The 14,950-nt window shown below is 68.8% G+C and carries 12 protein-coding genes; 7 read left to right on the top strand and 5 right to left on the bottom strand.

Annotated features, from left to right (window positions below; translation table 11 throughout):
* Positions 1 to 20 precede the first annotated feature (20 nt).
* The 3 genes from grpE to A5696_RS00065 form a co-directional block, all read right to left on the bottom strand.
* Positions 21 to 668 carry a nucleotide exchange factor GrpE gene (grpE, locus tag A5696_RS00075; RefSeq protein WP_067871509.1) on the bottom strand — a complete coding sequence of 216 codons (648 nt, stop codon included), beginning with the start codon at positions 666 to 668 and terminating at the stop codon, positions 21 to 23.
* Positions 665 to 2,527: a molecular chaperone DnaK gene (dnaK, locus tag A5696_RS00070; protein ID WP_067871507.1), complete on the bottom strand. Its 1,863-nt coding sequence runs from the start codon at positions 2,525 to 2,527 to the stop codon at positions 665 to 667. Before dnaK ends, grpE begins: the two co-directional genes overlap by 4 nt.
* 427 nt (positions 2,528 to 2,954) lie before the next feature.
* Positions 2,955 to 3,902 (bottom strand): LysR family transcriptional regulator, encoded by a 948-nt coding sequence (locus tag A5696_RS00065; RefSeq protein ID WP_231964168.1) that lies wholly within the window; start codon positions 3,900 to 3,902, stop codon positions 2,955 to 2,957.
* Positions 3,903 to 3,996: 94 nt separating this feature from the next.
* Between A5696_RS00065 and A5696_RS00060 the strand changes: the two genes are divergently transcribed.
* The 3 genes from A5696_RS00060 to A5696_RS00050 all read left to right on the top strand — a co-directional run bounded on the left by A5696_RS00060 (position 3,997) and on the right by A5696_RS00050 (position 7,972).
* Positions 3,997 to 5,487: an aldehyde dehydrogenase gene (locus A5696_RS00060; RefSeq protein ID WP_067871505.1), complete on the top strand. Its 1,491-nt coding sequence runs from the start codon at positions 3,997 to 3,999 to the stop codon at positions 5,485 to 5,487.
* A complete protein-coding gene (locus A5696_RS00055; protein WP_067871503.1) occupies positions 5,487 to 6,437 on the top strand; it encodes an amidohydrolase family protein in 951 nt (316 codons plus the stop codon). Before A5696_RS00060 ends, A5696_RS00055 begins: the two co-directional genes overlap by 1 nt.
* An 80-nt stretch (positions 6,438 to 6,517) precedes the next feature.
* Positions 6,518 to 7,972: an amino acid permease gene (locus A5696_RS00050; protein WP_067871501.1), complete on the top strand. Its 1,455-nt coding sequence runs from the start codon at positions 6,518 to 6,520 to the stop codon at positions 7,970 to 7,972.
* Here A5696_RS00050 and A5696_RS00045 read toward each other — a convergent pair.
* Positions 7,951 to 8,511: an NTP transferase domain-containing protein gene (locus tag A5696_RS00045; RefSeq protein WP_067871499.1), complete on the bottom strand. Its 561-nt coding sequence runs from the start codon at positions 8,509 to 8,511 to the stop codon at positions 7,951 to 7,953. The two genes, A5696_RS00050 and A5696_RS00045, sit on opposite strands and share 22 nt — an antisense overlap.
* A gap of 52 nt (positions 8,512 to 8,563) precedes the next feature.
* Between A5696_RS00045 and A5696_RS00040 the strand changes: the two genes are divergently transcribed.
* The 4 genes from A5696_RS00040 to A5696_RS00025 all read left to right on the top strand — a co-directional run bounded on the left by A5696_RS00040 (position 8,564) and on the right by A5696_RS00025 (position 12,953).
* Positions 8,564 to 10,900 (top strand): xanthine dehydrogenase family protein molybdopterin-binding subunit, encoded by a 2,337-nt coding sequence (locus A5696_RS00040; protein WP_067871497.1) that lies wholly within the window; start codon positions 8,564 to 8,566, stop codon positions 10,898 to 10,900.
* A complete protein-coding gene (locus A5696_RS00035) occupies positions 10,897 to 11,772 on the top strand; it encodes a xanthine dehydrogenase family protein subunit M (RefSeq protein ID WP_067871495.1) in 876 nt (291 codons plus the stop codon). The genes A5696_RS00040 and A5696_RS00035 overlap by 4 nt, the downstream gene beginning before the upstream one ends.
* Positions 11,765 to 12,250 carry a (2Fe-2S)-binding protein gene (locus tag A5696_RS00030; protein ID WP_067871493.1) on the top strand — a complete coding sequence of 162 codons (486 nt, stop codon included), beginning with the start codon at positions 11,765 to 11,767 and terminating at the stop codon, positions 12,248 to 12,250. The genes A5696_RS00035 and A5696_RS00030 overlap by 8 nt, the downstream gene beginning before the upstream one ends.
* Before the next feature lie 103 nt (positions 12,251 to 12,353).
* Positions 12,354 to 12,953, top strand: a complete 600-nt coding sequence (locus tag A5696_RS00025) for a hypothetical protein (RefSeq protein ID WP_067871491.1) — start codon at positions 12,354 to 12,356, stop codon at positions 12,951 to 12,953.
* Positions 12,954 to 12,964: 11 nt separating this feature from the next.
* Here A5696_RS00025 and A5696_RS00020 read toward each other — a convergent pair whose 3' ends face one another.
* On the bottom strand, positions 12,965 to 14,656 hold the full coding sequence (locus A5696_RS00020) for a PE-PPE domain-containing protein (protein ID WP_067871488.1): 1,692 nt from the start codon (positions 14,654 to 14,656) through the stop codon (positions 12,965 to 12,967).
* Between the last annotated feature and the right edge of the window lie 294 nt (positions 14,657 to 14,950).

Raw genomic sequence — 14,950 nt, 5'->3', positions numbered from 1 at the left:
GTCGTAACTGATTTTTGTGCCTACTCGACCGGAGTGTCGGCGTTATCGCCCGTGTCGGGCTCTCGAGTTTCGGCTGCGACCGCTTCCTCGCAGTCGCCGGAGACGGTGTCTGGGATGGTGTCGATGACGCCGACCAGCGCGTGCCGCAGCACCTGGTCGCCCAGCTTGTAGCCCTGCCGCATGACGGTGCCGATCACCGGCTTGGAGCCGTCGGCGCCGTCGCCCTCGTGCTGCACGGCCTCGTGCAGCACCGGGTCGAAGTCCTCGCCCTCCTCGCCGAACGCCGTCAGGCCGAGGCCCGTCAGCGCGCTGTCCAGCTTGTCGGCGACCGACTTCAGCGGGCCGGATTCCAGGTCGCCGTGCTTGCGCGCCCGCTCGAGATCGTCGAGCACGCCCAGCAATTGGCTGACGACGGCGGCCTTGGCCCGGTCCGCGGCGGCCTGCTGGTCGCGCAGCGCCCGCTTGCGGTAGTTGGTGAAGTCGGCCTGCACCCGTTGCAGGTCGGCGGTCAGCTCGGCGACCTTGTCGGCACCCTCACCCTTGCCGGCCGGCGCCGCCCCACCCGGCGCTGCCGCGCCGGGGGGAACGTGCCGTACTTCGCCGGTCTCGGGATCGATCCGCCGCTTGTCGGTGACCGTCACCTGTTCCTGGGGGTTGCCCTCCGTCACTTGGCCTCCCGGTCGTCGTCGACCACCTCCGCGTCCACGACGTCATCGGCGGAGCCGGGCTGCGGACCACCGGCGTCACCGGCGGCCTGCCCGCCGGCGGCCTGGGTGGCCTCGTAGATCGCCTGGCCGAGCGCCTGGGACTCCTGGCCCAGCTTCTCCATCGCGGACTTGATCGCGCCGATGTCGGTGCCGCCGAGCGCCGTCTTGGCCTCGGCGATCGCGCCGTCGACCTTGGACAGCGTCTCCTCGGGAACCTTCGACCCGCCCTCGGCTTCACGCTGGTCCTTGACGAACTTCTCCGTCTGGTACACCAGCGATTCCGCCTGGTTGCGGATGTCGGCCTCCTCGCGGCGCTTGCGGTCCTCCTCGGCGTGGGCCTCGGCGTCCTTGATCATCCGGTCGATCTCCTCCTTGGACAGGCCGGAGCCCTCCTGGATCTTGATCGTGTTCTCCTTGCCGGTGCCCTTGTCCTTGGCCGTGACGTGCACGATGCCGTTGGCGTCGATGTCGAAGGTGACCTCGATCTGGGGCACGCCGCGCGGAGCCGGCGGGATGCCGGTCAGCTCGAAGGAGCCGAGCAGCTTGTTGTGCGAGGCGATCTCGCGCTCACCCTGGTAGACCTGGATCTGCACCGACGGCTGGTTGTCGTCGGCCGTGGTGAAGGTCTCCGACCGCTTGGTCGGGATCGTGGTGTTGCGCTCGATGAGCTTGGTCATCACGCCGCCCTTGGTCTCGATACCGAGGCTCAGCGGCGTGACGTCCAGCAGCAGAACGTCTTTCACCTCACCCTTCAAGACACCTGCCTGAAGAGCCGCTCCCACCGCCACAACTTCATCGGGGTTGACGCCCTTGTTGGGCTCCTTGCCGCCGGTGAGCTCCTTGACCAGCTCGGTCACCGCGGGCATGCGGGTGGAACCGCCCACCAGCACCACGTGGTCGATGTCGGCGACCGAGATGCCGGCGTCGGAAATGACCGACTTGAACGGCTGCCGGGTGCGGTCCAGCAGGTCCTGGGTGATCTTCTGGAACTCGGCGCGGGTCAGCTGCTCGTCGAGGAACAGCGGGTTCTTGTCCGCGTCGACGGTGATGTAGGGCAGGTTGATCGACGTGCTCTGCGAACTCGAGAGCTCGATCTTGGCCTTCTCGGCCGCCTCACGCAGCCGCTGCATCGCCATCTTGTCCTTGGTCAGGTCGATGCCGGCGGTGCCCTTGAACTTGTCGACGAGCCAGTTGACGATGCGGTCGTCCCAGTCGTCGCCACCGAGGTGGTTGTCACCGCTGGTGGCGCGGACCTCGACCACGCCCTCGCCGATCTCGAGCAGCGAGACGTCGAAGGTGCCGCCGCCCAGGTCGAAGACCAGGATGGTCTGTTCCTTCTCGCCCTTGTCCAGGCCGTAGGCCAGCGCCGCGGCGGTCGGTTCGTTGACGATGCGCAGCACGTTCAGGCCGGCGATCTGGCCGGCTTCCTTGGTCGCCTGCCGCTGGGCGTCGTTGAAGTAAGCGGGCACGGTGATCACCGCGTCGGTGATGTCCTCACCGAGGTACGCCTCGGCGTCGCGCTTCAGCTTCATCAGCACGCGGGCGCTGATCTCCTGCGCGGTGTACTTCTTGCCGTCGATCTCGATGGACCAATCGGTGCCCATGTGCCGCTTGACCGACCGCACGGTGCGGTCGACGTTGGTCACCGCCTGGTTCTTGGCGGGCTGGCCTACCAGCACTTCACCGTTGCGTGCGAACGCAACGATGGACGGAGTCGTCCGCGAGCCCTCGGAGTTGGCGACGACGACGGGGTCACCGCCCTCCAGAACTGCGACGACGGAGTTGGTGGTCCCGAGGTCGATGCCGACCGCACGAGCCATAGTGATTCCTCCTGAGTGTGTAGAGCATTTGTGGTGCCACTATGCTGAGTGAACCCCGCTCAAGCCTGCCCCTTCGGGCACCCTGGTGTCAACCCAAGGTTGAGTGGGATTCACTCAAGTTGTTGACCATGCCAACGGCGGGCGCCGCCGTCTTGTTCCCGGGGGTCGCCCACTCGGTGTGAATTCGGGGCTTTGCGCGTGCATTCAGGGTCGAAATGCGCCCGGATTCCCGCCGTCAGTGCACACCCGACGCCGTCAGCTCACATTCGACGGGTCGGGGTCCTATTCCACGGGCGTAGCGCGTTGGGTGTGAACTGAGGTCTTTGCGTGGTGCGCCAGGGTCGAAAAGCGCCCGGATTCCCGCCCTCAGCTCACACCCAAAGCCCTCAGCTCACACTTAAAGCCGTCAGCTCACACGCAGACGCCGTCAGCGCACACTCGACGCGCCGGGTTCCGGGATCATCTCCTCGATGAGCGAGAACACCGCGCGGGTGGCCGCGCTGGTCGGGCGGACCGCCGACATCGCGACGTACAGCCGCCAACAGATCTCCTGATCGGAGATCCGGACCGTAGCCAGACCGTCATCGCCGATCTCGTCGAGGATGAACCGGCTGAGAAATCCGATTCCTATGCCGTTGCGGATGTGGGTCGCGGTGGTGGCGATGTCGGCGACCTCCAGGGCGACCGTGCGCTGCACCCCGGCGGCGGCGAAGGCCCGGTCGACCACCTCCCGGTTGCCGTACCCCGGCGGCCCGTCGACGAACGACATCCCGCCCAGCTCGGCCAGGGTCACCGATCCCCGGACCGCCAGCGGATGAGTCACCGTGACGACCAACAGCAGCTCGAACGCGGCGACGAGTCGGGTGTGCAGTTCGGCCGGCGGCCCGTCGGGCAGGACTAACAGGGCGACGTCGAGGTTGCCGTCGCGGAGTTGCTGCGCCAGGCCCGCGGAGCCGGCCCGTGCGAAACGGACCTGGACCAAAACGTCGGGATGCCGCGTGTACAGGTCGGCCAGCAGCGTCGGCAGGTCGATGTTGTTGATCGACATCAACGTCCCGAGCCGCACGGTGCCGCGGACGGCCCCGACCGTGGCTGCGACTGCATCCTTGGCCGCGCGGGCGGCCTCGATGGTGGCGCGGGCGTGGGGCGCCAGCTCCTGTCCGGCCGGGGTGAGCGTCACCCCCGCCGGGCCGCGGACGAACAGTTCCGCGCCGAGCTCGCGTTCGAGCGCCTTGATGGTCGCGGACACCCCGGACTGGACGACGTGCAGCCTCTTGGCGGCGCGGGTGAAGCTGAGGGTGTCCGCGACGGCCAGGAAGTAGTCCAACTGGCGAAGCTCCACCGAGCAATTATCACCGGGGGTGATGGCTTCCATCAGAAATTTTCGTTGGCGCCTGACGGTTGAGGCAATTTAGCGTTCGCAATTGGCTCGCGTCGATCCCAAACCCCTCAACCGGACGGTGCGCTTTATGAATTTGCAAGCTCCCAGTCTCACGCGGACTAGGACCCGCTGGTCCTCGGCGTCCACTGACGACCAATTCGTCGTGCAGAACCCGGCGACGGGTCAGACGGTCACGGTCGTCCAGGGCGCGGGGCCCGAGGAGGTGGACCAGGCCGTCCGCCGGGCCCACGCCGCGCACCTGAACTGGAAGCAGCGCCCGGCCCGCGAACGCGGCCGCTACCTGCGGCAGATCGCCGAGGTCATCCGCGCCCACGCCGACGAGATCGCCGCCCTGGAAACGCTGGAAATGGGCAAGCCGATCACGCAGACGCGCAATTTCGACGTGGAAGCCGCGATCGCCGTCTTCGAGTACTTCGGCGGCTTGGTGGAGGCGCTGCCCAGCCAGGCCCGCGACTACGGGCCCGTTCTGGACGTGACCACGCTGGAACCCTACGGCGTGATCGCGTGCATCGTGCCGTTCAACTGGCCACCCATCCACACCGCCGGAAAGATCGCGCCGGCCCTGGCCGTGGGCAACGCCGTCGTGGTCAAACCACCCGAGCAGGCGCCCTCGGTGGTGCTGCGCATGGTCGAGCTGATCCAGTCGGTCCTGCCGGACCACGTGGTGCAGGCCGTGCCGGGCAAGGGCGAGGTGGGCGCCGCGCTGGCCGGACACCGGTTGGTGGGCAAGGTTTCCTTCACCGGATCGCCGCGCACGGGCGCGGCGGTGCTGCGCACCGCCGCCGGCAACCTCACCCCGGCGCTGATGGAGCTCGGCGGGAAGAACCCGCTGGTGGTCTTCGACGACGCCGACCGGCACGAGGCGCTGCTGGCCGCCGTCGACGGCGGCTTTTTCAACCAGGGCGAAGCCTGCACCGCGGCCTCGCGAATCCTGGTGCAGCAGAGCGCATATGAGGAGTTCGAGGCGAAGTTGTGCGCGGCGGTGAGCCGGCTGCGGGTGGGTGACGGCGCCGACCCGGCCACCGACGTCGGGCCGCTGGTCACCCGCAAGCAGCAGAAGCAGGTTCTGGACTACCTGCGGATCGGCGTTGCCGAAGGCGCCCGCATCGCCGCTCAGGCGCCGCTGCCCGAGGATCCCCGGTTGGCCGACGGCTTCTACGTGGCACCGACCGTCCTGACCGACGTCACCCCCGCCATGCGGGTGGCCCGCGACGAGATCTTCGGGCCGGTGGTCACCCTCATTCCGTTCACCGACGAGGACGAGGCGGTCCGCATCGCCAACGCCACGCCGTTCGGACTGGTCGCGGCCGTGTTCACCCAGGACGGTGATCGGGCGCTGCGGGTGAGCCGGCGGATCCGGGCCGGCGCCGTGTTCGTCAACAACTATCACCGCATTTCGATCGGCACCGGGTTCGGCGGGGTGGGCCACAGCGGGTTCGGGCGCGAGCACGCCCAGGAGACGCTGGCCGAATACGGCTACACCAAGACGATCCGGCTGGCCGCCAAACGCGACGAGCTGTCGTACTGGAGCGCCGCGGCCAGGGTGCTGGCGGGCTAGTGCGGACAATAGCCCTCGAAGAGCATTACGCCACAACGGAATTCCTGAACGGCCCGGGCCGGTGGCTGGCGACCCGCGCGGGCCTCGTCGAGCCGATCCGCGATCTCGGTGACGGCCGGATCGCGGCGATGGACGAGGCGGGCGTCGACGTGGCGGTGCTGTCGCTGGCCGCGCCGGGCGTCGAACAGCTCGACGGGCCGCAGGCCGTGCAGCTCGCGCGCGACTGCAACGACGAGCTCGCGGCGGCCTGCGGGCGGTTCCCGGATCGGCTGTCCGGCTTTGCCGCGCTGCCCATCAGCGCGCCCGAGGCGGCCGCCGAGGAGCTGGAGCGGGCGGTGCGCGGGCACGGCTTCGTCGGCGCCGTGATCAACGGGCACAGCCAGGGCCGCTACCTGGACGACCCGTTCTTCGACCCCGTGCTGTCGCGGGCGGCGGCGCTGGGCGTCCCGATCTACCTGCACCCGACCATCCCGCCCGCCCGCGTCATCGAGGCCAGCTACGCCGGGTTCTCCGCGGACGTCACGTTCGCGCTGGCCACCGTGGGCTGGGGATGGCACATCAACACCGCCACGCATGTGCTGCGCGTGATCCTCGGAGGCGTGTTCGACCGCTACCCCGGGCTGCAGTTCATCATCGGGCACATGGGCGAGGCGACGTCGTTCATGTTGCCGCGGTTCGACGCGACGCTCAAACCGGAGCTGACCGGCCTGCGGCAGCCCGTCAGCAGCTATCTGCGGCAAAACCTCAACTACACCTTCGCCAACTTCAACGACGAGCCGACCTACGCCAACCTCATCGCCCAGGTCGGCCTTGAGCGCGTGTGCTTTTCGGCCGATTACCCGTTCGGGTCGATGGTCGCCGCCCGCGCATTCCTCGACGGACTGCCGCTGGGCGACGACGAGCGGGCGCTCATCAGCCACCGCAACGCCGAACGGTTGCTGCGCCTCTGACGCCCGTTTGCTGCCGGCAAGCATGCGCAACCTTGATGGGTTAGCCTGAGCTGTCCCGAAGCCACCAGGGCAGGAGCTCGATGTCAGAGCAGAACAGCGCCGCCGCACGGCTCGCGCGCGAAGAGGCGGGCTATCACAAGGGCCTCAAAAACCGGCAGATCCAGATGATCGCCCTGGGCGGCGCCATCGGAACCGGCCTCTTCCTGGGTGCGGGTGGGCGGCTGGCGTCGGCGGGACCAGGATTGTTTTTGGTCTATGGGGTGTGCGGCATCTTCGTGTTCCTGATCCTGCGCGCCCTCGGCGAGCTGGTGCTGCACCGCCCGTCGTCGGGATCGTTCGTGTCCTACTCCCGCGAATTCTTCGGGGAGAAGCTGGCTTTCGTCTCCGGCTGGATGTACGTCCTGAACTGGTCGATGACGGGAATCGTGGACACCACGGCGATCGCGCACTACTGCCACTACTGGCGTGCCTTCCAGGCCATCCCGCAGTGGACCCTCGCGCTGATCGCGTTGCTGCTGGTGTTGTCGATGAACCTCATCTCGGTCAAGGCGTTCGGTGAGCTCGAGTTCTGGGCCTCGCTGGTCAAGGTGCTGGCGCTGGTGACCTTCCTCGTCGTCGGCACGGTCTTTCTGGTCGGACGGTTCAAGGTCGACGGTCACGACACCGGGCCGGGCCTGTGGGACAGCCACGGCGGGCTGCTGCCCACCGGCCTGCTGCCGTTGGTACTCGTCACCTCGGGGGTGGTGTTCGCTTACGCCGCAATCGAACTGGTCGGCATCGCGGCCGGCGAAACGGCGAACCCGGAGAAGATCATGCCGCGCGCGATCAACTCGGTGGTGTTCCGCATCGCGGTCTTCTACATCGGGTCCACCGTCCTGTTGGGCCTGCTGCTGCCCTACACCGCCTACAAAGCCAACGTCAGCCCGTTCGTGACGTTCTTCTCCAAGGCCGGTGTCAGCGGTGCGGGCAGCGTGATGAACGTGGTGGTTCTGACGGCCGCGCTGTCGAGTTTGAACGCGGGCCTGTATTCCACGGGCCGCATCCTGCGCTCGATGGCGATCAACGGAAGTGGCCCGAGGTTTACCGCGCCGATGTCGAAGAGGGGGGTGCCCTACCGCGGGATCCTGCTCACCAGCGCCGTGGGGTTGTTGGGCATCGTGCTCAACGCGGTCAAACCCAGCCAGGCCTTCGAGATCGTGCTGCACATCGCCGCCGTGGGCATCGTGTTCGCCTGGGGGACGATCGTGGCGAGCCAGCTGCAGTTCTACCGACTAGCGAAGGCCGGGAGGGTGCAGCGGCCCAAGTTCCGGATGCCGCTGTCGCCCTACAGCGGCTACCTCACGCTGGCCTTCCTGGTCGGCGTGGTCATCCTGATGTACTTCGACAAGGTCCAGGGACCGTACCTGCTCGGCGCGACGATCATCGGCGTCCCCGCGCTCATCGCCGGCTGGTTCCTGGTGCGCGGTCGGGTCCGGGCCGCCGCCGAGGAGACGGGCGTGCCGGCCACCCCCGCTCAGGGTTCGTCGATGTCCTGACCGCCGGCGAGGTCGCCGCATTCGACGTTGTCCACGTCGGGCCTGCCGCGCAGGAAGGCCGCCGCGCCCCGATCCCCCGACAGCCCGCGCAGCAGTTCCGGCCAGTGCCGGCGCGGGACGACGACGGGATGGCCGGGCCGGCCGGCGAAGCAGGCGCGCGCCAGCCCGCCGGGCGACGACGCCGCCCGGGCCAGGACACGGGCCACCACGGCCGGACCGACGTCGGGTGTGTCGACGACGTGCAGCACGGCGTAGTCCGCCTGCATGCGGTCGGCGGCGGCCAGGCCGGTGCGCACCGAGGCGCTCAGCCCGTCGCGCCAGTCCGGCGCCACGACGGGGGTCACCCCGGGCGGGGCGGCGGCTCCCCACGTCGGCACGGCGGCGCCCAGGACCAGCACGACGGCGCCGCAGCCGCCGTCCTGCAGCGCGTCGATCGCCGCGTCCAGCCAGCCCTCCACCAGGACTTTCGGCTTGCCGTAGCGCCGCCCCGCCCCAGCAGCGAGCAGCACTCCGACGGCTATCGACTGCGATAACGTCACTCTCCTATGATGGCATCGTGGTTCTCATCAGGCGACAACCGGATGGAGCGCGATGACTCAGGACCTACAAGCCCCCTCCGCTGCCGCGCCCCGGTACGCCGGCACCCGCGTGCAACGGGTGGAGGACGGCCGGCTGCTGACCGGCCGCGGCGGCTTCGTCGAGGACATCGCGCGACCCGGCATGCTGCACGCCTGCTTCGTGCGCAGCCCGTTCGCGCGCGCGAAGATCAACGGCATCGACGCCTCGGCGGCGCTGGCGCTGCCCGGCGTGCGCGCGGTGTTCACCGCCGCCGACCTCAACCCGGAGGTCAAGGAGGCGTGGCACGCCGTCGCGGGCAAGGACGTCCCGGACACCCCGCGCCCGCCGCTGGCCGAGGGCGAGGCGAAGTTCGTCGGCGACCCCGTCGCGCTGATCGTCGCCGAGAGCCGGTATGTCGCCGAGGACGCGCTGGAACTGGTCGACGTCGACTACGAGCCGCTGCCCGCGATCGTCGACGTCACCCGGGCGCAGTCCGCCGACGTGCTGGTGCACGACACCTACGCGAACAACGTCGCGGGCGGCATGGGCGGCGCGCCGCCGGACGAGGAGCTGTTCGCGTCGGCGGCCTGCGTCGTGAAAGAGAATATCTACCAACAGATTTACGCGCCGGTGCCGATCGAGACCCGCGGGCTGGTCGTCGAGTGGTCCGCGGCCTCCGAGGAGCTCACCCTGTGGGCGTCCACGCAGACGCCCCACGAGTTGCGGGCCTTCTGCGCGCGGCTCTTGGGCATTGCGGCGCAACGGGTTCGGGTCATCATGCGCGACACCGGCGGCGGCTTCGGCCAGAAGGTCGTCCCGATGCGCGAGGACATGTGCATCATGCTGGCCGCCCGCAAGGTGCCGGCGGCGCTCAAGTGGATCGAGGACCGGCGCGAGAACCTGATGTCGGCCGGGCAGGCCCGCCACGTCGACGGCACCGGGCGGCTGGCGTTCGACGAGGCCGGCAACATCCTGGCGGCCGACATCGACTTCGTGCAGGACGTCGGCGCCTACCCGACGCCCTACCCGGTGCTGACCACGGCCGCCATCGGCATGTTCTTCCCGGGTCCCTACCGCGTGCCCAAGGCCAGCTTCAACTACAAGACGGTCTTCACCAACACCAGCGGCCTGGCCGCCTACCGCGGGCCGTGGCAGTACGAGACGCTGGCGCGCGAGATCCTGCTCGACGTCGCCGCGCGGAAGATGGGGGTGGATCCCGTCGAGCTGCGCCGCCGCAACCTGTTGCGCCGCGACGAGATGCCGTACTTCAACCCCAACGGCATGCCCTACGACCACGTCGCCCCCAGCGAAACGTTCGAGCAGGCGGTGAAAATCCTTGACCACGAAGGGTTTCGCAAGGAGCAGCGCGAGGCGCTGGCGCAGGGCCGCTACCTGGGCCTGGGCTTCTCGGCCTACATCGAGCCGACCGGGGCGGCGACGGGCCACCTGGCCACCGAGGGTTGCACCATGCGGATGGAGCCGACCGGCAAGATCAACGTCTACGTGAACGGCGGCTCCAGCGGAAACAGCTTGGAAACCACCGTGATTCAGCTGACCGCCGACGCGCTGGGCGCCGACATCGACGACGTCGCCACCATCCAGGGCGACACGGCGATCACGCCTTACGGGGCGGGGACCCAGGGCAGCCGCAGCGGCCCGATGACCGCCGGGGCCGTCGCGGAGGCCGGAACGATCCTGCGCGGGAAGATCGTGGCCCTGGCGGCCCACCAGCTGAAGGTGGCCGAATCCGAAGTGGTGCTGGAGCATTCGACCGCGGCGGTGCGCGACGACCCGTCCAGGCGGGTGAGCTTCGGCGAGCTGGCCTACGTCGCCTATTACTCGCCACAGGCGCTGCCGCCCGGCATGTCACCCGAGCTGGAGGCCAGCGCCCGCTACGTCGCCAAGGCGCCCATCCTGTGGTCCAACGCGACCCACGCCTGCACCTGCGAAGTGGACGTGGCCACCGGCAAGGTCACGCTGCTGCGCTACATCGTCAGCGAGGACGTCGGGCCGATGATCAATCCGGCCATCGTGGAGGGCCAGATCGCCGGCGGCACGGTGCAGGGCATCGGCGGGGCGCTGATGGAGGACCTCGCCTACGACGACGACGGCAACCCGCTGGCAACGACTTTCGTCGACTACCTGCTGCCGACGGCCACCGAGGTGCCGCCGATCGAATTCGGCCACGTCGAGATCCCCGGCCCCGGGCCCGGCGGCTACAAGGGCGCCGGCGAGGGCGGGGCCATCGGGTCGGTGCCCGCGGTGATCAACGCCATCAACGACGCGCTGGCGCCGCGGGGCGTGACGATCACCCGGCTGCCCGCCAGCCCCGCGTCGATCGCGGCGCTGCTCAGCGAGGCGGCCCGGTGAAACCCGCCTCGTTCGACTACCACCGGCCCGACACCGTCGACGACGCCGTCGCGCTGCTGGCCGAGCTGGGCGACGACGCCAAGATCATCGCGGGCGGTCAGAGCCTGGTCCCGATGCTGGCCATGCGGCTGGCCTACTTCGACCACCTCATCGACATCTCGCGGCTGGCCGAGCTGCGGGGCATCGAGCGCCGCGGCACCGAGCTGTGGATCGGCGCGGGCACCACCGAGGCCACCGTCGGTGCCGACGACCAAGTGCGCCAAGCGGTTCCGCTGCTGACGCGCGCGACGCCGTTCGTCGGACACTTCCAGATCCGCAACCGCGGCACCCTGGGCGGGTCGATCGCCCACGCCGACGCCGCGGGTGAGTACCCGGCGGTCGCGCTGGCACTCGACGCGGTGATGGAGGTGCTGTCCCCGCGCGGTCGGCGGGAGATCGCCGCCGCGGACTTCTTCGCCGGCCTGTGGGAAACCACGATGGATCCAGACGAGGTGCTGACCGGCGTCCGATTCCCCGTGTGGAACGGCCGGTCCGGGTTCTCGGTGCGCGAATTCGCCCGGCGCCACGGCGATTTCGCGATCGCCGGAGCCCTGGTCGCCGTCCGGCTCGACGACGCCGACCGCGTGTCGCGCTGCGGGATCGGGTTGCTGGGCCTGGGCGCCACGGTCCGACGCGCGACGGCGGCCGAGGCCGCGGCTGTCGGGCAGCCGGTCGGCGAGCTGGTGGCCGAGGACATCGGCCGGGCGGCGATGCAGGACCTCGATGACGTCCCGACCGACCTGCAGGGGTCGGCGCCGTATCGCACCCAGGTGGGCGCCACGATGGTCGCGCGCGCCTGGAACGAGGCAGTCACGGAGGCACGCAATGCATGAGCAGCCGATCCAGTTGTCGGTGAACGGAACCCCGATCAGCGACGCGGTCGAGCCGCGCATGACGCTGGCGGACTTCCTGCGCGACAAGTGCGGGCTCACGGGCACGCATCTGGGCTGCGAGCACGGGGCGTGCGGCGCCTGCACCGTGCTCGTGGACGGCGACGCCGTCCGGTCCTGCCTGATGTTCGCGGTCCAGGCCGACGGCCTGGAGGTGACGACGGTCGAGGGCATCGCGTCGCCGGACGGCACGCTGTCGCCCGTGCAGTCGGCGCTGCGGGAGTGCCACGGGCTGCAATGCGGCTTCTGCACGCCGGGCTTCGTGATGTCGCTGACGGCGTTGCTGCGCGACAACCCGAATCCCACCGACGACGAGATACGCGAGGGACTGTCCGGAAACTTCTGCCGCTGCACCGGTTACCAGGGCATCGTCGCGGCCGCGCATCGGGCCGCCGAGCTCGGGTCGGTCACGCAGCGGTAAACCTGCGCCATCGGCTCGGCATCGATAGGGCCGTGGTTACAGTAACTTTCGCCGCTTGTTGCGTACTCTGAGCGCTGAATCTGAGAATTTTCGGGAGCGGCGGGTGCAGTTATCGCAGAAGGCGCGGCGGAGCCTGGCCGGTGGCTCGCTGCTGCTCATCCCCGTGCTGGCCAGCCCCGCGTTGATTGACGGCTGCACCTCCACCATCGAGGGCAAGCCGGTCGCCGCGCCGGGGGCCGGGCCGGTCGAACCCACCTTCCCCACCCCGCGGCCGAGCATCACGACGCCGGCCCCCAGCGCAACCGCGGCCCCGCCGCCGGGCACCACCGGGCCTGCGACCCCGACCACGCCGCCCGTCGGCGCCATCCCGCTGCCGCCGGACCACAACGGCTACGTCTTCATCGAGACCAAGTCCGGCGTGACCCGCTGCCAGATCAATAAGGAGACCGTCGGCTGCGAGGCGCCGTTCACCAACTCCCCACTGCAGGACGGTGAACACGCCAACGGCGTGAGCGTCAGCGCCGGCGGCAACGTTCAGTGGGTGCTGGGCAACCTGGGCGCCATCCCGACGGTCACCATCGACTACAAGACCTACTCGGCGCAGGGCTGGACCATCAACGCGACCGAGGAAGGCACCCGCTTCACCAACGACCGCACGCAGCACGGCATGTTCGTCAGCGTGGACAAGGTCAACACCTTCTGAGCGCGACGCCGTCAGGGCACCAGGTTGCCCAGATCGCCGACGACCGTTGAGGCCTGGCCGATGACGGCGAACGCTTCGAATGCCCCGGCCAGCGGGATGAGGTACGTGTCGGTTGCGATCGGTTGGCCGATGGCTGCGACGAGGTTGCCCGACTGCAGTCCGTTGGCGAAGAGGGTCAAGTCGTACGCGGGCAGGCTGGTCAGCAGGGCGTTCGCGACATCGGCGGTGGGCAGCAGCGTCGCGTAGCCGTCCGCGGCCGCGCCCGACAGCGTGTTGACCGCGTTGTAGATGTTGTCGGCGACGTTGACCGGGGAGAGCGCGGAGACGAGGTCGGCCGGGCTGGGCAACGTGAGCGCCGACGGCCCCGACGAGGGCATGCTGAACGAGTTCAGGGATGTCCCGAACGACCCGGTGCCGGAGAATTCCGCGGAGACGTCGTGCATGAAATCGGTGATGCCCTGCTGGGTTCCGGAGACGAGCAGGCCCGGCACCTTCGCCACGTCGCTTATGGGCGGGAACAGGCCGAATTGGGTGGGCACGTTGGCGGGACCCTGCGACCAGCCGTAATTCGGGTCGCCGTAGCCGAGGTTGACCAGCACTTTCATGTCGGGTTGGAGGAGGTCGGCGATGGGGTTGCCGACCACCGGGATGGATCGCAGCGGCTCCAGCAGCGGCAGGTTCTGGGTCGGGATCATGTTGTAGGTCGTCATCGTGGGGCCGACGGTCGGCAGCTGGATCGCCGTGGCGAGCTGGCTGGACGTCAGGTCCGTGTAGGTGGGATGCACGTAATAGATGCCCGCAAGCGAGTTGAGATCCGACAGCAGATTGATCGGGTACTGCGGGACGTCGGCGAAGCCGTCGTATTCCTGAGTCCAGATGGTGGTCGGGTACAGGTTGGAAGGGGTGGCGCCGTTGAACGTGATGCCGAGAGCCGGGATGCTCAGGGGGTAAAGCCGTTCGAACAGGCCGCCGTTGGGGGCGTTGGGATCGCCGGTGAGGACGAACGAGACCGCCGAGGTCGGCACGTGCTGGGCCGCCAGCAGCGGCATCACCATCGACGAGATCGTCGAACTCTGCGACTCGCCTTTGACGACAATGGTGTTGCCGGCGTTGTAATTCTGCAGGATCGCGCTGTCGAGAATTTGAACGCCCTGGGCTTCCGACACGTCCAGCGTCAAACTCTTGACCCCGGTGTAGAGCCCGTAATTGCCTTCCGGTGTGAACAGCGCCTGTGGCGTGAAATTCTGGAAGAACGGCTCGATGTACAGGGCGAAATTCTTCGCGATGAAGTCGGGGGTGGGGATCGGCTCCCCGCTGCCGCCCATGATCAGCGCCACGTTCGCGGCGCTGGTGGCGCCGCCCCCGGCGAGTAGTCCGGTCGCGGCGTCGACCGCGGTCAGGAGCTGCCCCAGACGCGAGGCGCCGGCCGCCTCGGCGCCGGCGAACGCGTCCGCGGCCGCCGTCAGCGTCTGCGTGAACTGCTTGTGAAACGCCGCCGCCCGCGCGTTGAGCGCCTGGAACTCCTGTCCCTGGCTGGAAAACAGCGAGGCGATCGCCGCCGACACCTCGTCACCCGCGGCAGCCACCACATTGGTGGTCGGGGCCGCAGCCGTCGCATTGGCCGCGGTCAACGCCGAGCCGATGTTTTCCAATTGCCCGGCCGCCTGGTCAACGAACTCCGGCAGCACCATCACGAAGGACATGGCCCGTCTCCCTCGACATTCAGCGATCCCCTGGTGACCCGAGGAAAAGCGTACTCGCGGGCGGTCTTTCGGTCCCGGCTTTCGCTCGGGACGGCGTTCAAGTTTGTTCGTGTCCGGCCGATTGGGTCAGATGGCCGACGATTCGGGGTTCGCCGCGGTCGAGCGGCTCAAACTTGTCGTACCCGGCTGTGATGATGGGGTCATGTTGTCGACGGCACCGCCTCGGTTGGGGGTGAACCATAAAGAGCGGTTGGCGGTGTTGTTTGAGGAGTTGGCGGAGTTGGCCGGGCAGCG

Source organism: Mycobacterium sp. E2699 (assembly GCF_001666745.1).
Lineage (GTDB): Bacteria > Actinomycetota > Actinomycetes > Mycobacteriales > Mycobacteriaceae > Mycobacterium.
The sequence above is the reverse complement of the archived record's forward strand: the minus strand, read 5'-3'. Positions and strand labels throughout refer to the sequence as shown.

What these genes read in the sequence shown, in the direction of transcription:
- dnaK (WP_067871507.1), bottom strand. Translation starts at nt 2,527, where the DNA reads ATGGCTCGTGCGGTCGGCATCGACCTCGGGACCACCAACTCCGTCGTC.
- A5696_RS00065 (WP_231964168.1), bottom strand. Translation starts at nt 3,902, where the DNA reads ATGGAAGCCATCACCCCCGGTGATAATTGCTCGGTGGAGCTTCGCCAG.
- A5696_RS00060 (WP_067871505.1), top strand. Translation starts at nt 3,997, where the DNA reads ATGAATTTGCAAGCTCCCAGTCTCACGCGGACTAGGACCCGCTGGTCC.
- A5696_RS00050 (WP_067871501.1), top strand. Translation starts at nt 6,518, where the DNA reads ATGTCAGAGCAGAACAGCGCCGCCGCACGGCTCGCGCGCGAAGAGGCG.
- A5696_RS00040 (WP_067871497.1), top strand. Translation starts at nt 8,564, where the DNA reads ATGACTCAGGACCTACAAGCCCCCTCCGCTGCCGCGCCCCGGTACGCC.
- A5696_RS00030 (WP_067871493.1), top strand. Translation starts at nt 11,765, where the DNA reads ATGCATGAGCAGCCGATCCAGTTGTCGGTGAACGGAACCCCGATCAGC.
- A5696_RS00020 (WP_067871488.1), bottom strand. Translation starts at nt 14,656, where the DNA reads ATGTCCTTCGTGATGGTGCTGCCGGAGTTCGTTGACCAGGCGGCCGGG.